This window comes from Microbacterium sp. SORGH_AS_0862, from assembly GCF_030818795.1.
Lineage (GTDB): Bacteria > Actinomycetota > Actinomycetes > Actinomycetales > Microbacteriaceae > Microbacterium.
Map to the genome: position 1 here is coordinate 147403 of NZ_JAUTAY010000001.1, position 24747 is coordinate 172149.

Annotated in this window: 22 protein-coding genes; 5 read left to right on the forward strand and 17 right to left on the reverse strand. The window is 69.4% G+C overall.

Annotation, left to right across the window (positions count from 1 at the left end; translation table 11 throughout):
- Positions 1-34: 34 nt before the first annotated feature.
- The 3 genes from ftsZ to murC form a co-directional block, all read right to left on the reverse strand.
- A complete protein-coding gene (gene ftsZ / locus QE377_RS00750) occupies positions 35-1204 on the reverse strand; it encodes a cell division protein FtsZ (RefSeq protein ID WP_307318686.1) in 1170 nt (389 codons plus the stop codon).
- 181 nt (positions 1205-1385) lie between these two features.
- Complete coding sequence (locus QE377_RS00755; protein WP_307318689.1) at positions 1386-2390, reverse strand: FtsQ-type POTRA domain-containing protein; 1005 nt, start codon at positions 2388-2390, stop codon at positions 1386-1388.
- Between the two features lie 2 nt (positions 2391-2392).
- Positions 2393-3799 carry a UDP-N-acetylmuramate--L-alanine ligase gene (murC, locus tag QE377_RS00760; protein ID WP_307318691.1) on the reverse strand — a complete coding sequence of 469 codons (1407 nt, stop codon included), beginning with the start codon at positions 3797-3799 and terminating at the stop codon, positions 2393-2395.
- A gap of 104 nt (positions 3800-3903) precedes the next feature.
- Here murC and QE377_RS00765 point away from each other — a divergent pair, with 104 nt between their 5' ends.
- On the forward strand, positions 3904-4269 hold the full coding sequence (locus QE377_RS00765) for a GntR family transcriptional regulator (RefSeq protein ID WP_307318693.1): 366 nt from the start codon (positions 3904-3906) through the stop codon (positions 4267-4269).
- A 7-nt stretch (positions 4270-4276) separates the two neighbouring features.
- Here QE377_RS00765 and QE377_RS00770 read toward each other — a convergent pair whose 3' ends face one another.
- The 10 genes from QE377_RS00770 to QE377_RS00815 form a co-directional block, all read right to left on the reverse strand.
- The gene (locus QE377_RS00770; RefSeq protein WP_307318694.1) at positions 4277-5347 is read right to left on the reverse strand and encodes a glycosyltransferase; all 1071 of its coding nucleotides are present in this window, start codon (positions 5345-5347) and stop codon (positions 4277-4279) included.
- The gene (gene ftsW, locus QE377_RS00775) at positions 5344-6588 is read right to left on the reverse strand and encodes a putative lipid II flippase FtsW (protein ID WP_307318696.1); all 1245 of its coding nucleotides are present in this window, start codon (positions 6586-6588) and stop codon (positions 5344-5346) included. The genes QE377_RS00770 and ftsW overlap by 4 nt, the downstream gene beginning before the upstream one ends.
- On the reverse strand, positions 6539-8098 hold the full coding sequence (murD, locus tag QE377_RS00780; RefSeq protein WP_307318699.1) for a UDP-N-acetylmuramoyl-L-alanine--D-glutamate ligase: 1560 nt from the start codon (positions 8096-8098) through the stop codon (positions 6539-6541). The genes ftsW and murD overlap by 50 nt, the downstream gene beginning before the upstream one ends.
- A complete protein-coding gene (mraY, locus tag QE377_RS00785) occupies positions 8080-9189 on the reverse strand; it encodes a phospho-N-acetylmuramoyl-pentapeptide-transferase (protein ID WP_307318702.1) in 1110 nt (369 codons plus the stop codon). Before mraY ends, murD begins: the two co-directional genes overlap by 19 nt.
- Entirely contained in the window at positions 9186-10598 is a 1413-nt protein-coding gene (gene murF, locus QE377_RS00790) for a UDP-N-acetylmuramoyl-tripeptide--D-alanyl-D-alanine ligase (RefSeq protein WP_307318705.1), read from the reverse strand. Before murF ends, mraY begins: the two co-directional genes overlap by 4 nt.
- A gap of 17 nt (positions 10599-10615) precedes the next feature.
- Positions 10616-12397: a penicillin-binding protein 2 gene (locus tag QE377_RS00795; protein WP_307318707.1), complete on the reverse strand. Its 1782-nt coding sequence runs from the start codon at positions 12395-12397 to the stop codon at positions 10616-10618.
- Positions 12394-13011 carry a hypothetical protein gene (locus QE377_RS00800; protein WP_307318709.1) on the reverse strand — a complete coding sequence of 206 codons (618 nt, stop codon included), beginning with the start codon at positions 13009-13011 and terminating at the stop codon, positions 12394-12396. Before QE377_RS00800 ends, QE377_RS00795 begins: the two co-directional genes overlap by 4 nt.
- The gene (gene rsmH / locus QE377_RS00805; RefSeq protein WP_307318711.1) at positions 13008-13961 is read right to left on the reverse strand and encodes a 16S rRNA (cytosine(1402)-N(4))-methyltransferase RsmH; all 954 of its coding nucleotides are present in this window, start codon (positions 13959-13961) and stop codon (positions 13008-13010) included. The genes QE377_RS00800 and rsmH overlap by 4 nt, the downstream gene beginning before the upstream one ends.
- Positions 13962-14061: 100 nt before the next feature.
- Positions 14062-14493: a division/cell wall cluster transcriptional repressor MraZ gene (mraZ, locus tag QE377_RS00810; RefSeq protein ID WP_234073091.1), complete on the reverse strand. Its 432-nt coding sequence runs from the start codon at positions 14491-14493 to the stop codon at positions 14062-14064.
- 165 nt (positions 14494-14658) lie between these two features.
- Positions 14659-15024 carry a DUF3040 domain-containing protein gene (locus tag QE377_RS00815; RefSeq protein ID WP_307318713.1) on the reverse strand — a complete coding sequence of 122 codons (366 nt, stop codon included), beginning with the start codon at positions 15022-15024 and terminating at the stop codon, positions 14659-14661.
- Between the two features lie 65 nt (positions 15025-15089).
- Between QE377_RS00815 and QE377_RS00820 the strand changes: the two genes are divergently transcribed.
- The gene (locus QE377_RS00820; protein WP_307318716.1) at positions 15090-16178 is read left to right on the forward strand and encodes a polyprenyl synthetase family protein; all 1089 of its coding nucleotides are present in this window, start codon (positions 15090-15092) and stop codon (positions 16176-16178) included.
- Between the two features lie 12 nt (positions 16179-16190).
- Here QE377_RS00820 and QE377_RS00825 read toward each other — a convergent pair whose 3' ends face one another.
- Entirely contained in the window at positions 16191-16535 is a 345-nt protein-coding gene (locus QE377_RS00825; RefSeq protein ID WP_307318718.1) for an Rv2175c family DNA-binding protein, read from the reverse strand.
- A gap of 153 nt (positions 16536-16688) precedes the next feature.
- On the opposite strand from QE377_RS00825, the gene QE377_RS00830 reads away from it, so the two are divergent.
- Both QE377_RS00830 and pknB read left to right on the forward strand, forming a co-directional pair.
- Positions 16689-17639 (forward strand): LysM peptidoglycan-binding domain-containing protein, encoded by a 951-nt coding sequence (locus tag QE377_RS00830; RefSeq protein ID WP_307318719.1) that lies wholly within the window; start codon positions 16689-16691, stop codon positions 17637-17639.
- A gap of 68 nt (positions 17640-17707) precedes the next feature.
- Entirely contained in the window at positions 17708-19648 is a 1941-nt protein-coding gene (gene pknB, locus QE377_RS00835) for a Stk1 family PASTA domain-containing Ser/Thr kinase (RefSeq protein WP_307318721.1), read from the forward strand.
- A gap of 73 nt (positions 19649-19721) precedes the next feature.
- Here pknB and QE377_RS00840 read toward each other — a convergent pair whose 3' ends face one another.
- The 3 genes from QE377_RS00840 to QE377_RS00850 are packed head-to-tail and all read right to left on the reverse strand — an operon-like array spanning position 19722 to position 22739.
- Positions 19722-21059: a class II 3-deoxy-7-phosphoheptulonate synthase gene (locus tag QE377_RS00840; RefSeq protein WP_307318722.1), complete on the reverse strand. Its 1338-nt coding sequence runs from the start codon at positions 21057-21059 to the stop codon at positions 19722-19724.
- A gap of 4 nt (positions 21060-21063) precedes the next feature.
- Complete coding sequence (locus QE377_RS00845; RefSeq protein WP_307318724.1) at positions 21064-21786, reverse strand: 1-acyl-sn-glycerol-3-phosphate acyltransferase; 723 nt, start codon at positions 21784-21786, stop codon at positions 21064-21066.
- 2 nt (positions 21787-21788) lie between these two features.
- On the reverse strand, positions 21789-22739 hold the full coding sequence (locus QE377_RS00850; RefSeq protein WP_307318726.1) for an ROK family glucokinase: 951 nt from the start codon (positions 22737-22739) through the stop codon (positions 21789-21791).
- Positions 22740-22910: 171 nt separating this feature from the next.
- Here QE377_RS00850 and QE377_RS00855 point away from each other — a divergent pair, with 171 nt between their 5' ends.
- Entirely contained in the window at positions 22911-24746 is a 1836-nt protein-coding gene (locus QE377_RS00855; RefSeq protein WP_307318728.1) for a long-chain fatty acid--CoA ligase, read from the forward strand.
- Position 24747: the final 1 nt, after the last annotated feature.

Consider the following 24747-nt stretch of genomic DNA (forward strand, 5'->3'; position numbering starts at 1 on the left):
CACGGATACCCGCGACCCGCCCGTTGCGCGTGACTTACTTCAGGAAGTCGGGGATGTCGAGGTCGTCATCGCCGAAGGCGGAGTCGTACGAGGACGACTCCGACACTCCCGCGGTGACCGGCACTGCCGGCGGCTCCTCCGCGGCGGGGACCGGGGTCGATGCGGCTTCCTCCGCGGCGACGGCCGGCGCAGCGGGCGTCGTGAGCGGATTCACGGCGGGTCGCGTCGCCGTGACGGGCTCGAGGCGCGGGCTGGGCTCGCCGCCGTCGAATCCCGCCGCGATGACCGTCACGCGCACCTCGTCGCCGAGGGTGTCGTCGATGACCGTACCGAAGATGATGTTCGCCTCCGGGTGCGCCGCTTCCTTCACGAGCTGCGCCGCATCGTTGATCTCGAAGATGCCGAGGTTCGAACCGCCCTGGATGGACAGCAGCACACCGTGCGCGCCCTCGATCGAGGCCTCCAGCAGCGGCGACTCGACGGCCAGCTCGGCCGCCTTGATGGCGCGGTCCGCACCGCGAGACGATCCGATGCCCATGAGGGCCGAGCCGGCCCCCTGCATGACGGACTTCACGTCGGCGAAGTCGAGGTTGATGAGACCCGGGGTCGTGATGAGGTCTGTGATGCCCTGCACACCGGCGAGCAGCACCTGATCCGCCGTGGCGAAGGCCTCGATCATCGAGATGCCCCGGTCGCTGATCTCCAGCAGACGGTCGTTGGGGACGACGATGAGGGTGTCGACCTCTTCCTTCAGCTTCGCGACGCCCGCCTCAGCCTGGCTCTGGCGACGGCGACCCTCGAAGGAGAACGGCTTGGTGACGACACCGATCGTCAGGGCGCCGATCGACTTGGCGATACGCGCCACCACGGGCGCGCCGCCCGTGCCGGTCCCGCCGCCCTCGCCGGCCGTCACGAAGACCATGTCGGCACCGGCCAGCGCCTCTTCGATCTCCTCGGCGTGATCCTCGGCGGCACGTCGGCCGACCTCGGGATCCGCTCCCGCTCCGAGACCGCGCGTGAGTTCACGACCGACGTCGAGCTTGACGTCCGCGTCGCTCATCAACAGCGCCTGGGCGTCGGTGTTCACCGCGATGAACTCCACTCCGCGCAGACCCAGCTCGATCATCCGATTGACGGCGTTGACTCCACCGCCACCCACCCCGACGACCTTGATGACCGCGAGGTAGTTCTGGTTCTGGCTCATCCCAGCCCTTTCGTCTCGTTGAACCGACGTCCCTACCGAAGCGTTGAACCTTAAACCTCATGTAAAGGGTTAAAGTATTGCCCGGTATGCAATTCCTGAATCGAAGGTATGCGCCGCACGCCGTGGCGCCCGCAGGCGCGCGGGCGTGTCGCCCAAGTCCTGCGCGATTCGTCGCCGGGCGTCAGCGGATGACGGGGACCTCGGGCGAGGAGACGTCGTAGACGGCCACACCGTCCGGCGGACGCGTCGCCGTCAGCTTCTGCAGCACGAGGGCCTTGAGAGCCGACTCGTCCGCACTCCCCCACACGACGCGGGTGTTGGTCCCGCCCAGGGTCAGCGTCACGTCGTCGGCGGTCTTGGCCTCGACCTGCGTCACCTGGGCACGCAGGTCGGCGGGCAGGGCGCGCATCGTCCTGCCGATCGCGGCGAACGCCACTCCGTCCTCACCGCCGGCGGCATCGACGAGCGGGTACCCCGCCTGCGGTGTCGGGGAGGTCGAGAGCGCGACGCCGGCCGCGTCCACCAGGGTGTATCCGGCCGCACCGGAGATCACTCCGATGGGCGTCCGCTCCACGATCCGCACCACGAGCTCATGCGGCGGACGCGCTTCCAGCGTGTAGCTCTCCACGAGCGGGAAGGCCACGAGCGCCGCCTTGATCGAGGACGCGTCGATCGCGGCGAGCGGGGTGCCGCGCTGACCGTCGAGGGCGGCCTCGACGTCGGCGGCGGCCAGCTGCGATGTGCCCACGACGGTGATCTGCTGCACGGCGAACAGCGGACTGTAGGCCGCGCCGACGGTGGCGATCGTGACGAGCACGAGGGATGCGGCCGTGCTCAACCAGATGATGCGCCGGCGGCGCTGGCGGACCGTGAATCGCCGGACCTCGGCTCGCAGCGCCTTGCGGCGGGAGCGGGCGGCGCGCCAGACGTCGCGCCATCCGACGGGTGCCGTGTCGCTGTCGGGGCGCGCGAGATCCTCACCGCCGCCGGCCGGAGCCGTGTCGGTCTTCGGGGTCGCAGACGCGCCCGGGGCCGGGAACAGCGGCGCGATCGGCGCCGTCTCCTGCAGATCCTCGTGCGCGGCCGGCCGCGGCGCGTCCTCGCGCGGCGGCGTCGCCGGACGCGCGCGCAGCGGTGCATCGGCGGGCTTCCCGCCTTGCGGCGGCAACGGCGAGGGTCGACGCATCCTCAGTCCTCGTGCGTCGCCGTGGCGGAGAGCGCGCCGAGCACCTGCGGGATGATCTGGTACACGTTGCCGCAGCCGAGCGTGATGACGAAGTCGCCCTCACGGGCGATCTCGGCGGTGTAGTCGGCGGCCTCCTGCCAGTCGGCCACGTAATGCACGCGCGCGGCGTCGACGAACGCGTCGCTCACGAGCTCTCCGGTCACGCCGGGGATCGGATCTTCTCGCGCTCCGTAGACGTCGAGCACGACCGTGTGGTCGGCGAGCTCTTCGAGCACCCGGGCGAACTCGCGCGACATGAGCTGCGTGCGCGAGTAGGTGTGCGGCTGGTGGACCGCGATCAGCCGCCCCGACCCCACGACCGTGCGTGCGGCGCTCAGCGCGGCCTGCACCTCGGTCGGGTGATGCGCGTAGTCGTCGTAGACGCTCACACCGCGCTCGACACCGTGCAGCTCGAATCGGCGCACCGTGCCCGAGAATCCGGCGACGGCCCGCACCGCGTAGGCGAACGCGTACCCCAGCGCGACGAGCACGGCGATCGCGCCGGCAGCGTTGATGGCGTTGTGCTCGCCCGGAACGGAGAGCGCCACGCGCTCAGACCGCCCCTCGAAGCTCACGGTGAACGACACCGCCGCGGCGGCGTCGATGTCGGTGGCGCGCACGTCCGCGCTGTCGTCCGTGCCGAACGTCAGCACGTTCTCGTGCCGGATGCGAGCGCGCACCTCACGGGCACCGGGATCGTCGGACGAGATCACGACCGCCTCGGAGGCGTCGTCGGCGAAGCGGACGAAGCCGTCGAAGAACGCCTCGCGGCTCCCCCAGTGATCGAGGTGGTCGGGGTCGACGTTGGTGATGAGCGCGATGGAAGTGTCGTAGAGCAGGAACGTGCCGTCGGACTCATCCGCCTCGATGACGAAGAGATCGTCCGAACCTGAGCCGCTGGACGTGCCGAGCTGCGCGATGACACCGCCGTTGACGAAGTTCGGGTCGGCACCGAGCGATTGCAGCGCCGTGACGATCATCCCGGTGGAGGTCGTCTTGCCGTGCGCTCCCGCGACCGCTACCAGCGGGCGGGACCCGATGAGCCAGTGGAGCGCCTGCGAGCGGTGGATGACGCTCAGACCGCGCTCCTTGGCCGTCACGAACTCGGGGTTCTCCGGCCAGATGGCGCCGGTGTGCACCACCGTGTCCGCATCCCCGAGATGGGCGGCGTCGTGGCCCACGTGCACCTCGGCACCGGCCGCGGCGAGCTCGCGCAGCGCACGGGAGTCGGAACGGTCCGACCCGGACACGCGGATGCCGCGCTCGAGGAACATCTTCGCGAGTCCGGACATCCCGGATCCGCCGATGCCGATGAAATGGGCCGCCGTGATGTCGGCGGGCAGGGGAAGGCTCAGGTCGGGTCTGATCATGACCGTCAAAGTCTACGTTCGCCCCGTCCGAGCACGGCTCCGGCACGCGCGGGCGGAGTCGGTCCGCATTGACGACGCTCTGCGCCGACGCTACGAAGGAGAGCATGCTCTCGCTGAACGTCGATCCGACTCTCGCCGAACCGCCCTACGCGCAGTTGCGCTCGCAGATCGTCGGCGCGATCTCGGCGGGCTCGCTCGTCCCCGGCACGAAGCTGCCCACCGTTCGAGCGCTCGCGGACCAGCTCGGCGTCGCACCCGGGACGGTGGCCCGCGCGTACAAGGAGCTCGAGGCGGACGGCGTGATCGAGACGCGAGGCCGCGCGGGGACGTTCGTGTCGTTCGCGGAGGACCCGCTGCGCCGCCAGGCCCAGCGGGCGGCGACGGAGTACGCCGCCCAGGTGCGTTCGCTCGCGATCACCGACGACGACGCGCTCACGCTGGTTGCCGACGCGCTGCGCGCGATGCGCTGAGCCCGGTTCAGGCCCGCGCGCGGTCGATCAGCGCGATGACGTTCTCCGTGCCGTGGCGCGTGCCGACACCGACCGATGCCTCCCGCATCCGTGCGATGCGGGAGCGATCCGAGATGAGCGGCAGGATCTCGGAGCGCACGCGGTCCGCGTCCAGCTCGGCGTCCGGGATCACAACCGCTGCTCCCGCGGCGACGGCGGATGCGGCGTTGAGGCTCTGCTCGCCGTTGCCGACCGCATACGGCACGTAGACGGCGGGGATCCCGAGCGCGCTGATCTCGCTGACCGTCGCCGCTCCCGAACGGGAGACGATGGCGTCCGCCACCGCGAATGCGTAGTCCATCCGGTCGATGTAGCGCCGCACGACGTACCCGCGCACCGCGGGATCGGGAAGCTCGGACCGCTCCCCGGTGATGTGCAGCAACTGCCAGCCCGCGGCGAGCACGTCCTGGTAGGCGGCGCCGAAAGCGTCGTTGAGCCGCTGCGCGCCGAGGGAGCCGCCGAAGACGAGGAGCGTCGGACGAGCGGGGTCGAGGCCGAACGAGGCGGCGGCCTGGGGGCGCAGCGCCGCGGTGTCGAGCGACACGATCTCTCGGCGCAGCGGCATCCCGACGACCTCGGAGCGGCGCAGCGGTGTCCCCTCGAACGCCACCCCCACGGCACCGGCCCGACGCGCGCCGAGGACGTTGGCCAGCCCCGGCTTCGCGTTCGCCTCGTGCACGACCACGGGAACACCCGCGCGGCGGGCGGCGACGTACGCCGGAGCCGCGGCGTACCCGCCGAATCCGACGACGACGTCGACGCCTCGCTCGCGGATGTAGCCGCGCACCTGCGCCATAGCGCGCCGCCATCGGGCGGGGAAGCGCAACGCCGCGCCGTTCGGGCGACGCGGGAAGGGCACCTTGTCGACGATGAGCAACTCGTAGCCACGGGCGGGGACCAGCCGTGACTCCAATCCTTCACGGGTACCCAGCACGAGGATCTGCGCGTCCGGCTCACGCTCGCGCAGCCCGTCGGCGACCGCGAGCAGGGGGTTCACATGACCGGCGGTGCCACCGCCGGCGAGAAGATACGTCGTCACCGGGCGATTGTGCCACGCGGCGACAGTGATGCCGCTGAGCGCGCCTTGTGCGGGATGGTGCGCGCGAACGACAGCAGCACGCCGCAGGCTATGAGCACGGACATGAGCGAGGTCCCGCCCTGTGACAGGAACGGTAGGGGGACGCCGAAGACAGGCAGCAGGCGCAGCACGACGCCGATGTTGAGCAACGCCTGGCCGATGATCCAGACGGTGATCGCGCCGGCGGCGATCCGCACAAACGGGTCGTCGGTCTTACGCACGATGTGGAACGCGCCGACCGCGAAGATCGCGAAGAGGATGAGTACGACGATGCACCCGATCAGTCCCAGCTCCTCGCCGACGATCGCGAAGATGTAGTCGTTGGCCGCCGCGGGCAGCCAACTGTACTTCTCTTTCGAGTTGCCCAGACCCACCCCGAACACGCCACCTCCGGCCAGACCCCAGATGCCGTGCAGTGGTTGGTAGCAGTCGCCGTAGTAGTCGGCGAGGCAGTCGTTTGACAGGAAGCTCATGTACCGACGCATGCGGTTGGGGCTCGAGATCGCGAAGTACGCAACTCCCCCCGCGAAGAGCAGGAGCGGAAGCAGGAAGACCCGCAGCTTGACACCCGAGAAGAACAGGCCCGCGAGCATGATGAGCACGAGGATGATCGCCGTGCCCAGGTCATGGCCCGCCATGACGGTGCCGATCACGGCGATGCCCACCGGAACGGCGGGGATGAAGACGTGACGCCAATCGGCCAGCAGTGTTCGCTTGCGATAGAGGATGTATCCCAGCCAGATCGCCAGCGTGACCTTCAGGAACTCCGACGGCTGCGCCTGCATGCCGGCGATGCGGATCCAGTTCTGGTTTCCGTCGTTCGTGATGCCCAGCGGCGTGAAAACGAGCAGTTGGAAGACGGTCGCCCCGATCAGAGCAGGCCAGGCCATGCGCTTCCAGAAGCGCAGGGGCATCCGGGAGGCCAGGAACATGAGCGGGATGCCGATCACGGCGAACACGCCCTGCTTGATGACGGCGTCGTAGGGGCCGCCGCCGGCATCCTCGCTCGTCGCAGACGTGGCGGAGAGCACCATCACGAGCCCGAAGCCGGTGAGGATCAGCGCCGTCGACGCGATGAGCAGGAACTCGCTGGGCACCGGCGCGAAGACGCGTCCGAGAGACACCCGGGCGGCCAGGCCCCGCTTCGCGGGCTCAGGCTCCTGCGGGAGGGGCCTGGTCCTCGTCGTGTCGACCACCCGCATCCCTTCCGATCCTCGTGCGCACGGCGTCCGCGAAGCGCGTCCCGCGGTCCGCGTAGGACGTGAACTGATCGAAGGATGCGGCGGCGGGAGCGAGCAGAACCACGTCCCCGTCGTGCGCGATCTCCGTCGCCAGTTCGACGACCTGCGCCATGACGTCTTCAGTCTCGGTGTCAACGACCTCGAAGACGGGAACCACGGGCGCGTGTCGCGCGAACGCCGCCAGCACCTCGGTGCGGTCGACGCCGATGACGACGGCGGCTTTGGCCAGGACGCCGCGCGTGGCGACGAGATCCGAGACGTCCACGCCCTTCAGCTGGCCGCCGACGATCCAGATGGCGCCCGGGTACGCCGCGAGCGAGGATGCGGCGGCGTGCGGATTCGTGGCCTTGGAGTCATCGACCCAGGTCACCCCCGCCGAGGTGGCGACGATCTCGATGCGATGGGGGTCGAGACGGAACTGGGCGAGAGCCTCGCGGATCGCCGCGGGCTCCGCGCCCACCGAACGGGCGAGAGCAGCCGCTGCAAGGACGTTGGCGACCATGTGGGGTGCGGCCAGTTGCTGTCGGGCGAGCTCGTCGAGGGTCGTGAGCTCGAGGGCGCTGTTGCGCCGATCGTCGAGGAAGGCCCGATCGACGAGAATGCCCTCCACGACGCCGAGGTCGCTGGGGCCCGGCATCCCGAGGTCGAAGCCGATGGCACGCGCGCCTTCCACGACGTCCGCCTCCTCGACCATCAGCCGAGTGGCCTCGTCGGCCTTGTTGTAGACGCAGGCGGTGCGCGTGTGGGAGTAGACGACGGCCTTCGCATCGCGGTAGGCGGCGAACGAGCCGTGCCACTGCAGGTGGTCGTCGGCGAGGTTGAGGCACACACTGGCCCAGGGCGACACCGGTTCGGGTCCCGTCTGCAGCGAGAGATACCAGAGCTGATGGCTGGACACCTCGACCACGAGTACGTCGAAACCGGCAGGGTCGCGGACCGCATCCAGCACCGGCACCCCGATGTTGCCGACGGGGGCGACGCGGTAACCCGCGGTCTGCAGCATCGTCGCCGTGAGTCGCGTGGTCGTCGTCTTGCCGTTGGTGCCCGTGACGAGGATCCACTCGTGCGGGGAGCCGTCCGGCCGTCGCACCTTGTCGCGCACCCGCCACGCCAGCTCCAGGTCTCCCCAGAGCGCGATCCCCTCGGACCGTGTCCAGGAGATCACCGGGTGATGCGGAGCAAAGCCGGGCGAGGCCACGACGAGGTCGGGGCGGTGCGCGGTCAACGCCTCCGGGACCGTGTCCAGCGGGCCGGTCCAGAGACCTGCACCGATGACCGGCAACAGCCGCGCGTACTCCTCTTCTGCGCTCTCGCTGACCACGAGCACGTCGGCACCGAGCTCGGCCAGGGTGTCGGCGACCGAGAACCCGGTCATCGACAGGCCGAGCACGACGACGCGCAGCCCTTTCCAGTCGGCATGCCAGCTGTTCAACGCGTCCAGACGAGCGTCCGTCACGATCGCACGAGCCATTCCACGTAGAAGAGGCCGACCCCCGTGAGCGCGAGCAGACCGGCGATGATCCACATCCGCACCACGATCGTAATCTCGGGCCAGCCACGCATCTCGAGATGATGGTGCAGCGGGCTCATGAGGAACAGGCGCTTGCCGCGCGTGAGCTTGAAGTAGAAGCGCTGCAGGATGACGGAGCCCGACGCGATCACATAGACGCCGGCGATGACGGCGAGCAGGATCTCCGTGCGGGTCAGGATCGCGAGGGCGACGATCACGCCGCCGATCGACATGGATCCCACATCCCCCATGAACACCCGCGCCTTGGGCGCGTTCCACCAGAGGAAACCGACGAGCGCACCGATGAAGGATGCGGCGATGATCGCGAGATCGAAGGGATCGCGTGTCTGGTAGCAGGCATCCTGCAGTCCACGACTGATCGCGTCGAGGTCGCACGGCTGCTTGAACTGCCAGAAGGAGATGAGGGCGAGAGCGCTCGTGACGAAGATGCCGGAACCGGCGGCGAGCCCGTCGAGGCCGTCGGCGACGTTGACCGAGTTCGAGGCGGCGACACCGAGGAAGGCGATCCACGCCAGATAGAGCACCCACCCGACGACCGCGCCCAGCGCCATGAAGGAGAGCACCGGGATGTCGCGGAACAACGACACGAAGGGGCTCGCCGGCGTCTGGCCGTCGGTGTTCGGGAAGCTCAGCCCGACGATGCCGAACGGAACGATGACCAGGATCTGGCCGATGATCTTCCGCCAGCCGGAGAGTCCGAGGCTGTTCTGGCGACGAACCTTCATGAAGTCGTCGATGAACCCGACGACACCGAAGCCGACCATCATCCAGATGACGAGCAGACCGGAGATGGTGGGCGGGTTGCCGCCCGCATAGGTGCCGATGAAGTAGCCGACCAGGCTGCCCACGATGAAGATCGTGCCGCCCATCGTGACGGTTCCGCGCTTGGCGCCGTGGCTCGGGTTGTGCTCGTTCTCCGGGGTGCGGATCACCTGGCCCCACCCCCACGCGCGGAACAGCCGCAGGAAGACCGGCGTCAGGAACAGGGTGAAGGCGAGCGAGATCGCGGCGGCTGTCAGGAGTGATCTCACGAGAACGATTCTCCCAGACGGTCCCCGAGGAAGCGGAGCCCCGCGGAGTTGGACGACTTCACGAGCACGCGGTCGCCGTCGCGCAGCTCCCCCATGAGGTACGCGTACGCCGCGTCCGCGTCGTCGAAGAACACGGCCTCGTCGTTCCACGACCCCTCGGCCACGGCGGCGAGGTACATGCGCCGCGCCGCCTGTCCGATGATCACGATGCGCGGGATGCGCAGGCGGACGGCGAGCTCGCCGATGCGGTCGTGCTCCTCCCCCGCGTACTCGCCGAGTTCGCTCATCGCACCCAGGACGGCCACCATGCGCTCGTCCGGCGCGGTGATCTGCGCCAGCGTCCGCAGCGCCGCGACCATCGAGTCGGGGCTCGCGTTGTACGCGTCGTTGATGATACGCACGCGGTCGGAGCCCAGAGGTTGCATGCGCCAGCGCTCGGCGAGCTCCACCGACTCCAGGCGGGTCACGACATCGTCGATCGCCACGCCCAGGGTGTTCGCGGCGGCTGCCGCGGCAAGCGCGTTCATCACGTGGTGGGCGCCGAGGACGCGCAGCGCCACGGGGCGGCTCTCACCGTCGACCGTGAGGACGAAACGGGTGCCGGATGCGGTGACTTCGACTTCGCTGCCGCGCACGGCCGCATCCTCGCCGAGACCGAACCAGCGCACGTCGACGGACCGTTCGGCCGCGATGGGGGCCATCGCCCGGACGCGCGTGTCGTCGACGTTGAGCACGGCGAGTCCGCCCGGACGCAACGCCCGCACGAGCTCGCTCTTGGCGTGGAAGGTGGCCTCGATCCCGCCGAAGCCGCCGGCGTGGGCCATGCCCACCATCAGCACGACGCCCATGTCCGGTTCGACGAGCCCTGCCAGCTGCGCGATCGCGCCGGGGGCGCTCGCTCCGAACTCGCTCACGAGGAAGCGCGTGTCGTGGGTGACGCGCAGCATGGTCAGCGGGGCGCCCACCTCGTTGTTGAACGAGGCGCGGGGAGCGACGGTCTCGCCCTCCGGCTCCAGGATGCGTGCGAGCAGGTTCTTGGTGGTCGTCTTGCCGTTGGAGCCGGTGATCCCCACGATCCGCAGGCGTCCGCCGGCGCGCACCTCGGCGACGACGGCGCGGGCGAGGTCCGCGAGGGCGACGACGGCGTCGGGCACGACGATCTGGGACACCGCCACGTCCACCGGGTGCTCGACGATCGCGAGCACGGCGCCGAGGGAGACCGCCGCGTCGACGAACAGATGGCCGTCTGTCGCTTCGCCGGGCTTCGCCACGAAGATGCCGCCCGGGCGCATCTGACGCGAGTCGGTGTCGACGTCGCCGGAGACGACGGTGTCGGCATCGTCCGAGCCGGCGGGGAGCAGAGTGCCGCCGAGGATCTCGGCGATGCGGGAGAGTGTGAGTGCGATCATGTCCTGGAGGGCGCCGCTCAGCCGATCTTCGGCAGCAGCTCGGGCTGCGAGTCGGAGGGCAGGACCCGGTAGGTCTTCAGCACCTGGGTCATCGCCTTCTGGAAGGCCGCAGCGTTGGCCGCAGACGAGCGTACCGCAGTGGGCTGATCGAGGGTGACGGCGACGATGTACTGCGGGTCGTCCACGGGCGCCATGCCGATCATGGTCGTGAAGTAGACGCCGCTCTTGTAGCCCGAGCCGTCGGAGATCTCACCGGTACCGGTCTTCAATCCCACCCGGTAGCCGCTGATCGCCGTGGCCTTGGCGTTGCCGCCCTGCACCGCGACGTTCTCGAGCAGCTCGCGCACCTGGCTCGCCGTGCTCGCGCTCACGACCTGCGTGCTCGCACCGGCATCCGAGGCCTGGACGGTCCCGTCCGCCGTCGTGCACGATTCGACGAGCGAGAGCGGGATCTTGGTGCCGTCGTTCGCGATCGCCTGGTACGCGCCCATCAGCTGCGGCAGGGTGGTCGCGACGCCCTGACCGAACGAGGTGTTGTAGAAGGTCTGGTTGTCCCACTGGTCGACGGGACGCAGCGTCCCCTTCGCCTCGCCGGGGAAGTCCACGCCGCTGACCTGACCGATGCCGAACTTCTGCAGGTAGTCGTAACGCGTCTGAGCGGGGACCATCTCGGCGAACTTGGAGATGCCGACGTTCGAGGAGTCGATGAGGACACCCGCGAGCGTGTAGTTCAACGCCCCGTGCGGGATCGCATCCTGCACGCGTGCACCGTTGGGGAAGGTCTCGCGACCGGAGGCCGTGACCGTCGAGGTCGGCGTCGCGGCCCCGGCGTCGATCACGGTCGCCGCGGACAGCGCCTTGAACGTCGAACCCGGTTCGAACGTGCCGCGGAAGATCCGGCTGGAGCGATCCTCCGGCGCGGTCGCCGAGACGTTGTTCGGGTCGACCGTCGGCCACTCCGCGGCCGCGCGGATCTTGCCCGTCTTGGCCTCCACGACCATGATCTGCCCGTGCTGAGCACCCTGGTTGGTCGCCTGCTCCGCGATGAGCTGCTGAAGGTAGTACTGCAGGTCGCGGTCGATCGTGAGGGTGAGTGTGCCACCGTCGACGGCGGGTGTCACCTGCTCTGTGCCGGGGATGATCACGCCGTCCTTGCCCCGCTGGAAGACGCGCTCGCCCTCCGTCGGTGCGAGGCACGAGTCCTGGGCGGATTCCAGACCTTCGAGCGGCTTCCCGTCGGAGCCCACGAAGCCGACGAGGTTGCCGGCGACGGCGCCGTCGGGATACGTCCTGGCGGGATGCGGTCGCATCGTCAGGTAGGGGATGCGCAGATCGAGCAGCTGCTGGTACTTCTCGGTCGAGAGCCCGTTCTTGAGCGATGCGTACTGCGACTTCGGGTTGACGGCGAGAGCATCGGCGACGATCTTCTGCACGTCCTCGGCGCTCTGACCGGTGATCTGGGCGATCTCGCCCGCGACGGTGGGCCAATCGACCTCGACCTCGTCGCCCGCGGCATCCTTGCGCTCGATCGGCCCCACGTTGCTGGGGTCCAGTTCCGCGTCGTAGGTGAGGATGCTTCCCGCGAGGACGTTGCCGTTCTCGTCGACGATCGATCCGCGCGTGCCGTACAGGGTGGTCTTTCCGCCCATGGCGATGCGCAGGGAGTCGTCGATGTGCTCTCCGGCGTTCACGACCTGGATGTCGACCAGGCGCACCACGAAGGCGACGAGGACGGCCAGCACCACGGCCAGGGCGATGACGGTGCGGCGACGGGGGGTTCGCGTGCTTCTCGTCGTCATGGTCTCAGTGTGTGGCAGGGGTGGGCAGTCCGTCGGTCAGTGCGGGGGGTGTCGCCGGATCGGTCCCCGCGCCCGTCTCGGTCTCGGCCGCCGGCGGCGCCTGCACGCCGTTGATCGTGGCATCCGGCGCGGTGACGAGCGGAGTCTGGGTGATGAGCGCATTCGAGACGGCGCCGCGCCCCAGCGGGTCGATCGTCGAGGTGTAGGACGGATGCCTGCTGCGCCCCGAGCACCGCGCCGTCACTGAGGCGGAGGTAGCTCGGCGACTCGTTGATGACCATGCCCAGCGCTGCCGCGTTCGCGGCGAGGTATTGGGGCGAGCTGAGGCCGGCGACCTGGTCGTAGAGGATCTGCTTCTGCACCGTCAGGTCGCGCTGCTGCTGCGTCAGACTCGCGAGCTCGAAGGAGCTCTGCGTCGACAGGACCGACAGCACCATCTGCGCGCCCGCGATGGCGAGCGCCCCGGCGACGGCGATGATGCCGTACACCAGGCGGGGGCGACGTCGGCGGGCGGGCGCCTCGACGGGGCGCAGTGCGCGCTCCTGCCGGCGTCCGGTGTCGGGTCGCTGCTCGAGAGGCTCGATGGCCCAGGCTGCGCTCGTGGTGGTGCTCATACGATCTCCCGGACTCGTTCGGCGGCACGAAGTCGTACCGGGGTGGCGCGCGCGTTCGACTCGCGCTCGGCGTCGGAGGCGAGTTCGGCCCCCTTGACCAGCAGGCGGAACTGGGGTGCGTGCTCGGGCAGCTCGACGGGCAGGCCCGCGGGGGCGGTCGAGCTGCTCGCGCGGGCGAGTTCGCGCTTGACGAAGCGGTCCTCGAGCGACTGGTAGCTGAGCACGACGATGCGACCACCGACCGCAAGCAGCTCGAGGGCCGCGGGAAGCGCCTGCTCGAGGGCGGCGAGTTCCGCGTTGACTTCGATGCGCAGCGCCTGGAAGACCCGCTTGGCGGGATGCCCCGCGTTGCGCAGCGCCGCGGGCGTGGCGGCGTCGAGGATCTCGACGAGCCGGCCCGAGCGGACGATGGGCTCCACCTCGCGGGCGGCGATGATCGCGCGCGCGTAGCGTGCCGCGAGCTTCTCCTCGCCGTAGCGCTCGAAGATCCGACGAAGATCGCCCTCCCCGTAGGTGGCGACCACGTCCGCGGCGGTCACGCCGGCTGACTGGTCCATGCGCATGTCCAGCGGCGCGTCCTTGGCGTAGGCGAAACCGCGCTCGGCCTCGTCCAGTTGCAGCGACGAGACTCCGAGGTCGAACAGGATGCCGTCGATGCGGTCGACGCCCGCCGACGCGACGGCGGCTCGGATGCCGTCGTAGACGGTGTGCACGAGGGTCGTCCGGTCCCCGAACCGGGCCAGCCTCTCCCCCGCGATGCGCAGGGCGTCGGTGTCGCGGTCGAGGCCGATCAGCCGGAGTCCATCGAACCGCTCAAGGAACGCCTCACTGTGACCGCCCATGCCGAGGGTCGCGTCGACGAAGACGGCACCCTCGCGATCGAGGGCGGGCGCCAGAAGCTCGACGCAGCGCTCGAGCAGAACCGGGGTGTGGATGTCGCGGAAGTCCATGATGCGGGGCCGGGTCCCTCGATCCTGATCCCCATCCGCTCCGACCTGACACCGGGGAAGTGCGTCAGGGCTCGAGCGGCTGGGAATCGGGGTCGAGGGCTCAGAACAGGCCCGGGATCACCTCCTGCTCCATCTCCGAGTACGTCTCTTCGTTGCTCTCGGCGTAGGAGTTCCACGCCTCAGCGTCCCAGATCTCCGCGTGTGCACCGACGCCCGTGACGACGAGCTCGCGCTCGAGACCGGCGTACGTGCGCAGCGCCGGCGGGATCGTGATGCGGTTCTGGCCGTCCGGCTTCTCGGCGCTCGCGCCCGAGAGGAACATGCGCAGGAAGTCGCGCGCCTGCTTGTTGGTGAGGGGCGCCTCGCGGATGCGCTCGTGCACCTTCTCGAACTCCTCGGTCGCGAAGACGTAGAGACAGCGGTCCTGGCCCCGGGTGATCACGACGCCACCGCCCAGGTCGTCGCGGAACTTGGCCGGGAGGATGACCCGCCCTTTGTCGTCGAGCTTGGGGGTGTGCGTGCCGAGCAGCATTCGCGCATCCCCCCTCCTTCGTCCGGCCCACGTGTGAGGTGATCACCACTTTACTCCACTTCCCTCCACTTCACTACACATTCGGCCGCGGATCTGGGCAGACGCTCCCCGGACACGAAAAAAAGCGCCGACCCCGAAGGGTCGGCGCTTTTGAGAAGCGGTGGGTCAGCGGCCTTCTTGGCGGCGGTCCCATCGATCGTTCATGCGGTCCATGAATCCGGCGGAGGGCCGGGAGGGCGAGCCGCCGGCACGAGGAGCGGCACTCGGACGGGCGGTTTTCGAGGGGGTGAGCGCGAAGATCACGCCTCCGAGCATGACGATGAAGCCGATGACGCCCACCACGATCAACTGCGTGGAGAGTCCGACGATCAGTCCGCCCAGCCCCACGAGCACGAGGATCGTCCCGTACACGATGTTGCGGTAGCTGAGCGCGCGGCCGCCCTGCGGCGCGCTGACGACATCGGCGTCATTGCTCATGAGATGGCGTTCCATCTCGTCGAGCAGGCGCTGCTCTTGTTCGGAGAGAGGCATTCGTCCCCCTAGGGTCACGGCGATGCTTGGATTCTACGCGCCGCCTGTCGAACTAGGCTAGGCCCGTGTCGAGGACCACAGACGCGATCGAAGCGGTTTCCCAGCGACTGGATACGTTCTTCGGATCGCAGGAGCAGGCCGCGCGGGCGATGGGACCCGACGCTCTGGCCTTCGTAGCGGATGTGCGCGACACCGTCGCCGGCGGCAAACGACTGCGCGCGCGGTTCTGCGTGACGGGATGGCGGGCCGTCGCCGAGCGCGTCGCACCCGAAGCGACGCCGCCCGACGCGGTCGTCGCGACGGCTGCCGCGTTGGAGATCTTCCAGGCGGCAGCCCTCGTCCACGACGATCTGATCGACAACTCGGACACCCGCCGCGGACGACCCGCCATGCACCGCGCCCTTCAAGCGCAGCACTCCGCGCGGTCCTGGGCGGGCGACGCCGCCGGTTTCGGTCGCTCCGCGGCTCTCCTCGGCGGCGATCTCCTGGTGGCCTTCAGCGACGATCTCCTCGAGGAGGGGCTCGCCCATACAGACCAGGCGTCCGCGGCGCGCGCGGAGTACGCCCGGATGCGGCGCGACGTCACCATCGGGCAGTACCTCGACATCGCCGAGGAGTCGGCCTTCGCGGTGGCCGACGACGCGACGCACGCCGATCGCGCGCTGCGAGTGGCCTCGCTCAAGTCCGCCCGCTACAGCGTGGAGCAGCCGTTACGGATCGGGGCGGCCCTGGCCGGCGCCGATCGCACGCAGCTCGACGCGCTGAGCGCGTTCGGACATCCGGTCGGGATGGCGTTCCAGCTGCGCGACGACCTGCTCGGAGTCTTCGGCGACGCTGCCGAGACCGGCAAGCCGTCCGGCGACGATCTCCGCGAAGGCAAGCGCACGGTGCTCATCGCCTACGCCCGCGAGTCGCTCGGGCCCGGCCCGCGCCGCACCCTCGACGAGCTCTTGGGCGATCCTGGCCTCGATGAGCAACAGATCGCAGCGCTGCAGCGCACGATCATCGACAGCGGCGCCGTCGACCGTGTCGAGGAACTCATCACCACCTATGTGCGCGAGGCGGACCGCGCGCTGTCGGCAGCTCCGCTGGCGAACGCGACGGTCAGCGAACTGCGGGATCTCGCCCGCGCTGCTACAGAGCGGCGCTCCTGACGTCGACCGAACTCAGCCGAGGGCGCGCGCGACGCGGCGCACTTCGCTCTTGCGCCCCTGGAGCAGCGATGTGATCGGCGCCTGCCCGATCGAGTCCTCGGGGGCCAGGAGCCAGTCGATGGCCTCGTCATCCGTCAGTCCCGCATCCCGCAGCGCGAAGATCGTGCCGCGCAGCGACGACAGCGGCGCACCGTCGACGAGGAAGACGCTGGGCACACGGAAGGAGCCCTCCCGACGCGAGCCGATGAGATAGCCCTCGTCGAGCAGACGCCGGACACGGCTCAGCGACTCACCGGTCAGCTCGACCAGATCGGGCAGCGCAAGCCATTCGGTGGGGACAGGGGTGTCGGAACTCACCCGTCCATGTTCTCATCCGCGCACCGCGCACCGCGCCGAGCGCGCGTCGAAAGATGGGAGAGATCTCATCTGTCACACCAGTCACTTCCGTTGACCTCGGTACACACGCGTGTCAGGGTGGCGGAACCCCCGGATGTGAAAGAGAGGCCGACCATGCTCGTGGACGTCTCCCCCCACCCGCGCGCCGTCATCGGCGCGTCCGCCCTCGTGAGCACGGTCGCGCTCACCCTGATGGCCGCGCCCGCGCACGCGTCGACGGTGGAACCGTCACGCCAGGGCGTTCCCCGCCCCGCCCAGACTCCGCCGCCGGCCACGCACACCGTCGCGGCAGGAGAATCCGTCGCCGCCATCGCCGCGCACTACGGTCTCGCCACGGCCGACGTCCTCTCATGGAACGGCCTGTCGTGGGAGAACTCGCTCATCCGTCCCGGTCAGGTGCTCTCCCTGGTCGCGCCCGTCGCACCCGCGCCCGCGCCGGCATCCGCACCACCCGCCACCGGCACCTCGTACACCGTCGTCGCCGGCGACACGATCAGCGGCATCGCCGCGCGTCAGGGCTCGACGGCGGGGGCGGTCCTCGCCGCCAACGGTCTCACCTGGGACTCGATCATCTATCCGGGTCAGACGATCACCGTGCCGGGCGCCGCCGCAGCCGCTCCCGCACCGTCATCGGCCGCCGTCGACACAGTCAGCCTGGAACTGGATGCCGAGCAGGTCCAGAACGCGCGCACCATCATCCGTGTCGGCCGCGAGTTGGGCGTCCCCGAGCGCGGGATCGCCATCGCACTGGGCACGGCGATGCAGGAGTCGTGGCTGCGCAACCTCGACTGGGGCGACCGCGATTCGCAGGGTCTGTTCCAGCAGCGTCCCTCCACCGGGTGGGGCACGGTGGAGGAGGTGCGTGATCCGGAGCGCGCGATCCGCGCATTCTTCGGCGGACCCACCGACCCCAACGGCAGCCGCACGCGCGGCCTCCTCGACATCCCCGACTGGGAGTCGATGAGCTACGCGGATGCCGCCCAGGCGGTGCAGATCTCGGCGTATCCGGATCGTTACGCCCGGTGGGAGCAGCCTTCTCTCGCCTGGCTGGCCGCCCTCGGGTAGCGCACGAGGGCGGGGATCAGCGGTGAGCCGCTGCCGGGCTCACAGCGACCGCTCCGTAGACTCTCACCGTGAGCACGAGCCAGCGCACCGACCCGCTGATCGGCCGTCTCGTCGACGGCCGATACCGCGTGCGCTCGCGCATCGCCCGCGGCGGCATGGCCACCGTGTACGTCGCGACCGATCTGCGCCTGGAACGCCGCGTGGCCCTGAAGGTCATGCACGGCCACCTCAGCGACGACACCGTCTTCCAGAGTCGCTTCATCCAGGAGGCCCGTGCGGCCGCGCGCCTCGCCGACCCGCACGTGGTCAACGTGTTCGACCAGGGTCAGGACAGCGACATGGCGTATCTCGTCATGGAGTATCTGCCGGGCATCACGCTGCGCGAGCTCATGAAGGAGCAGCGCCGGATCCCTGTCCCGCAGACCATCACGATCATGGACGCGGTGCTGTCGGGTCTCGCCGCCGCGCACCGCGCCGGCATCGTGCACCGAGACGTCAAACCTGAGAACGTGCTCCTCGCCGAGGACGGTCGCATCAAGATCGGCGACTTCGGACTCGCCCGCGCCACCACGGCGAACACGGCGAGCGGGCAGATGCTGCTGGGAACCATCGCCTATCTCGCGCCCGAGCTGGTCACGCGCGGCAGTGCCGATGCCCGCAGCGACATCTACGCCCTCGGCATCCTCCTCTACGAGATGCTCACCGGCGAGCAGCCGTACAAGGGCGAGCAGCCCATGCAGATCGCCTACCAGCACGCCACCGATTCGGTTCCCCGCCCGAGTGTGAAGAATCCGGCGGTGCCGGAGCAACTCGACGAGCTGGTGCTGTGGGCGACCGAGCGCTCCCCCGACGCCCGACCACTCGATGCGGATCAGATGCTGCAGCGTCTGCGCGAGATCGAGCGCGAGCTCGGCATCGCGCCGCAGGTCGCGCGCACACTCGCGGTCGGGACCGCCGTGAGTGACGACCGGCTGGACTCCGGAGAGCTGACCAAGGCGCTCCCACTCGGAGCCACCGGCCCCACCGCCGTCGCCGAGGACGTCGACAACGCCACGCTGCTGCGCCGACGTGCACGCCGACGATCCGCCAAGGGTGCGTGGCTGCTGACGCTGGTCGTGCTGCTCGCTGCGCTCGCGGGCGGCATCGGCTGGTGGTTCGGCTCCGGACCCGGCTCGCTCGTCGCCGTGCCCGCGCTGGAGGGGCAGAGCTTCGAAGCCGCGCAAGCCGAGATCGAGGACCGCGGTCTCCGGGTCGAACGCGCGGACGAGTACAGCTTCGACGTGGCCGCGGGCGCCGTGATCCGCACCGAGCCCGGCGGCGGTGAACGCGTCGAGAAGGACTCACTCGTGCGGGTGGTGATGTCCCAGGGGCCGCAGCCGCACGACGTCGGCGCGTTGGCCGGGATGACGTTGGATGCGGCGACCGCCGCGATGCAGCAGGTGCGCGTCACCGTCGGCGACCCGCAGTACGTGTTCACCGACGCCGCCGACGGCACCGTCGTCGCCGCGTCCGTCACCCCTGCCGCCGGAGGCGACGCGATCGACTGTTCGAACGGCTGCACCCTGCACGAAGGCGACGGTGCGAGCTTCACCGTCTCCCGCGGCCCGGTTCCCGATGTGGCCGGCATGAGCGTGTCGGACGCGACGAAGACCCTGTCGGCCGTCGGTCTGACGGTGTCCGGTGACAGCGCGTCTCAGACGAGCGAGACGATCGATGAGGGTCGCGTCATCGGGATCTCCGCTCGTGAGGGCGGCGGCGACTGGCGTCCGAATGACACCGTGCAGCTCATCATCTCGGACGGCCCTCCCCTGTTCCCTGTGCCCAACGTCGTCGGCATGACGCTCACCGAGGCGAAGAAGACGCTCGAGGCGGCCGGATTCAAGGCGAAGTACGCGGGCTATTGGGACGCCGCGCCGAACGTCGCGAAGGTCGTCTCGCAGGACCCGACCGACGAGGACAAAATCCGCAAGAACGCGAACGTGAGCCTCGTCCTCAGCCTGACCGGCTGAACCGCGCCGCTTCTCACCCCGAACGCAGAGAGCCGCCCCGCACGGATGCGGGGCGGCTCTCTGCGTCTCGGGTTCAGCGCTTCTCGAGCTCCTCGGCCACGAGGAAGGCGAGCTCCAGGCTCTGCATGTGGTTCAGGCGCGGATCGCACAGGCTCTCGTAGCGAGTCGCGAGGGTCGCCTCGTCGATCATCTCGGAGCCGCCCAGGCACTCGGTCACGTCGTCGCCGGTGAGCTCGACGTGGATGCCGCCCGGGTGGGTGCCCGTGGCCCGGTGCGCCTCGAAGAAGCCGCGCACCTCGTCGACCACGTCGTCGAAGCGACGCGTCTTGTAGCCGGTGGGCGTGGTGATGCCGTTGCCGTGCATCGGGTCGGTGACCCACAGCGGTGAGGCACCCGCATCCTTCACGGCCTCCAGCAGCGGCGGCAGTGCGTCGCGGATCTTGCCCGCGCCCATCCGGGTGATGAAGGTGAGACGGCCCGGCTCCCGTTCGGGGTCGAGCTTGTCGATGAGCGCCAGCGCGGTCTCGGGGGTCGTCGAAGGACCGAGCTTCACCCCGATGGGGTTGCGGATCTTCGAGAAGTAGTCGACGTGGGCACCGTCGAGATCGCGCGTGCGCTCCCCGATCCACAGGAAGTGAGCCGACGTGTTGTACGGCGTGCCCGTGCGGGAGTCGATGCGGGTCAGCGGCCGCTCGTAGTCCATGAGCAGGCCCTCATGGCCGGTGTAGAACTCGACGTGGCGCAGCTCGTCGAAGTCGGCTCCGGCCGCCTCCATGAACTTGATGGCGCGATCGATCTCCGCCGCCAGTCCCTCGTAGCGTTGGTTGGCGGGGTTCTCGGCGAAGCCGCGGTTCCAGCTGTGGACCTCGCGGAGATCGGCGAAACCACCCTGTGTGAACGCGCGGATGAGGTTCAGCGTCGACGCGGCCGTGTGGTAGGCCTTCTCCAGCCGTCGGGGGTCGGCGGTGCGCGAGCCCTCCGTAAAGTCGTAGCCGTTCACGATGTCGCCACGGTATGCCGGCAGGGTGACGTCGCCGCGCGTCTCGCTGTCGCTCGAGCGCGGCTTGGCGAACTGGCCCGCCATACGCCCCATCTTCACGACCGGCATGGACGCGCCGTACGTCAGCACCACCGCCATCTGCAGCAGCGTCTTGATGCGGTTGCGGATCTGCTCGGCCGTGGCACCGGCGAACGTCTCGGCGCAGTCGCCGCCCTGCAGGAGGAACGCGCGCCCGGAGGCCGCGGTTGCGAGGCGGTCGCGAAGGCGGTCGACCTCGCCCGCGAAGACGAGCGGCGGAAGGGTGGCGAGTTCGGCCGAGACGGCCGCGACAGCGTCGGCGTCGGGCCAGGAGGGCTGCTGCTTGATCGGCAGCGAGCGCCAGTGATCGAGCGGGTCCAAGCTGTGGGGCATTCGCTCAGTCTAGCGACGCCGCGGGCGTGTCGAGCCCGTGCGACGAGGACGTCGCCAGCCGGTCCTTGACCGTGGAGGCGTAGACGTCGTCGTAACGCTGCGCGCCCAGACGCTGCAGAGCGACCATGATCTCGTCGGTGACCGACCGGAGAACGTAGCGGTCGCCCTCCATCCCGGCGAACCGGGAGAAATCCAGCGGCTCGCCGATCACGATGCCGACGCGGCCGATGCGCGGAAGACGCCGGCCGATCGGCATGACCGCGTCGGTGTCGACCATCACGACCGGGATGACGGGGACGCGGGCCTCCAGCGCCATGCGCGCGATGCCCGTGCGCCCGCGGTACAGGCGTCCGTCGGGGCTGCGCGTGCCCTCCGGGTAAATGCCCAGCAGGTCTCCCCGGCCGAGCACCTGCAGACCCGTGTTGAGCGAACCCTCCGAGGCTTTCCCGCCCGAGCGATCGATCGGGATCTGGCCTGTCGCCTTGAAGAAGACACGCGTCGCCCAGCCCTTGATGCCGCGGCCGGTGAAGTAATCGCTCTTGGCGAGGAAGGTCATCGGCCGGTCGATCATCAGCGGCAGGAAGATCGAGTCCGCGAAGGAGAGGTGGTTGCTGGCGAGGATGGCCGCACCGTTTGCGGGGATGTTGCGCCGGCCCACGATCCACGGCCGGAAGATCGCCTTCACGATCGGTCCGATCACGATGTACTTCATCAGCCAGTAGAACATTGTCAGCCCCCTGCGACCGCCCGACGTCGAGCCAGATCCGCGACACCGATCACGCCGGCATCGTTCGTGAGACGGGCCACCTGGAAATCGGCGACCGGACGATAACCATACGCGGGCATCGCGGCGGCGAAGGCCTCCCGCATCGGCTCCAGCAGCACGTCGCCGAGCTGCGACACTCCCCCGCCGATGACGAAACGCTCCGGGTCGAGGATGGCGGCGAGCCCGCCGCACGCCGTGCCGACGGCGACCGCGATGCGGCGGAGCGCCTCGAGCGCGCCGGGGTCGCCGTCCTGGACCAGCCGGGAGATGGCGGATCCGGTGAGGCCGCCCTGCTCGCGGGACGCGGCGGCGAGGCGCGCGCCGATGCCGAACTCGGCGTCGACGGCGATCTCCCGCGCCTCGAGTTGCAGAGCACGACCCGAGCCGTACACCTCGAGACAGCCGCGCTGACCGCATCCGCACGTTCGACCCTCGGGCACGAGGCGCATGTGCCCGAGCTCCGCGGCCACGCCGTGACCGCCGGAGAGGAGATTGCCGTCGACCACGACAGCGCCGCCGACGCCCGTACCGAGCGTCAGCATGACGACATCCCGTAGATCCTCGCCGGCCCCGAAGCGGTACTCCGCCCAGCCCGCCGCGTTGGCGTCGTTCTCGATGTGAACCCGCGCGCCGGTGCGCTGCTCGATGCGCTCGCGCAGCGGCTCGTCGCGCCAGGCGATGTTGGGAGCGAAGTAGACGGTCGAACGCTCCCGGTCGATGAATCCGGCAGCTGCGACGCCGGCCACGAGCTGCTCGCCCGCCGACAGTTCCGTGATCATCTGCGCCACGGCGACCTCGATGCCCGTCACATCCGTGGGGGTCGCGACACGCGCCCTGCGGACGATGGTGCCGTGCTCGTCGACCACGCCACCGGCGATCTTCGTTCCGCCGATGTCGATTCCCACTGCGAACACTGTCGTCCCTTCGTCCGGTAAGGCCTCCAGAAGCTTAGTCGTCGCACGGCAGATCGCCTTCCGCGGGGCCGGAACAAGTCGTCCTGACGGTCGGGACGGTGGGACTCAGTTCCACGCATGCGTAGACTTGCGTCTCATAGCAACCCGTCCGGTACCGAAGGAGCTGCCGACATGAGCGCAACAGTGTTCGAAGTGCCCGCGATCGTCCCCGCCGACCCGCACGCCAACGTGGGCGATCTGCTCGTGGAGCGCGTGCGAGCGACCCCCGACCGCCCGCTGTTCGCCGTCCCCGACGGAGACGGTTGGCGCGACATCACGGCACGGGAGTTCGAGCGCCAGGTCGTCTCGCTCGCGAAGGGCTTCGTCTCGGCGGGTGTGGCCCCCGGCGACAAGGTGGGCTTCCTCGCCCGCACGACCTACGACTGGACCCTGGTCGACTTCGCGCTCTTCTACGCGGGCGCGGTCATGGTGCCGATCTACGAGACGAGCTCACCGAGCCAGATCGAGTGGATCCTGTCCGACTCCGGCGCGGTGGCCTGCCTCGTCGAGACGGCCGAGCACGCGGCCCGTCTTGCCGAGGTGCGCGACAAGCTCCCCCTCGTGCGGTCCTCGTGGCAAATGTTCGCGGGCGACCTGGACACGATGATCACGGCCGGCTCCGCCGTGCCCGACGAGGAGATCGAGCGCCGACGCTCTCTCGCCGAATCCTCCGATATCGCCACGCTCATCTACACATCGGGATCGACAGGCCGGCCGAAGGGATGCGTGCTGACGCACGGCAACTTCGTCGAGCTCGCACGCAACTCCGCGACATCGTTGAAGGAGGTCGTCAACACCCCCGGCGCCTCCACCGTCCTGTTCATCACGACGGCGCACGTGTTCGCGCGTTTCATCTCGATCCTCAACATCCACGCGGGTGTGAAGACGGGCCACCAGCCCGACACGAAGCAGCTGCTGGCCGCTCTCGGTTCCTTCAAACCGACCTTCCTGCTCGCCGTCCCGCGCGTGTTCGAGAAGGTCTACAACTCGGCGGAGCAGAAGGCGGAGGCCGGAGGCAAGGGCAAGATCTTCCGCGCGGCCGCGCAGGTCGCGATCGATCACTCCGCCTATCTGCAGGACGGGCGGCGCATCCCCCTGGGGATGAAGATCAAGTTCGCCCTGTTCGACAAGCTCGTCTACAGCAAGCTGCGCGACGCGATGGGGGGCCAGGTCCGCTACGCCGTCTCGGGTTCCGCGCCCCTCGGTCCGCGCCTCGGCCACTTCTTCCACAGCCTCGGCGTGCACATCCTCGAGGGCTACGGCCTGACCGAGACCACCGCACCCGCCACGGTGAACCTCGCAACACGGTCCAAGATCGGCACCGTCGGTCCCGCGATCCCCGGTGTCGGCATCCGGCTCGCGGAGGACGGCGAGATCCAGGTGCGCGGCGTGAACGTGTTCAAGGAGTACTGGCAGAACCCGGAGGCGACGGCCGCAGCGTTCGACGGCGATTGGTTCAAGACCGGAGACCTCGGTTCGCTCGACGACGACGGCTACCTGACGATCACCGGCCGCAAGAAGGAGATCATCGTCACCGCGGGCGGCAAGAACGTCGCACCCGCCGCGCTCGAGGACCCGATCCGGGCCAACCCGATCATCGGACAGGTCGTCGTCGTGGGCGATCAGAAGCCGTTCATCTCGGCTCTGGTCACCCTCGACCCCGAGATGCTGCCGACCTGGCTGGAGAACAACGGCCGTCCGAAGGATCTGACCATCGCGCAGGCGGCTCATGACCCCGCTGTCCGCGCCGAGGTGCAGCTGGCCATCGACAAGGCGAACGCCGGGGTCTCCCGCGCGGAGTCGATCCGCAAGTTCGTCATCCTGCCCACCGAGTGGACGGAGGCCAGCGGCCACCTCACGCCGAAGCTGTCGATCAAGCGCAACGTGATCCTCGCGGACTTCGCGGACGACGTCGAGCAGCTGTACCGGGCGCCCGAGGAGACCACGCAGAACGTGCCGCTCCCCTGAC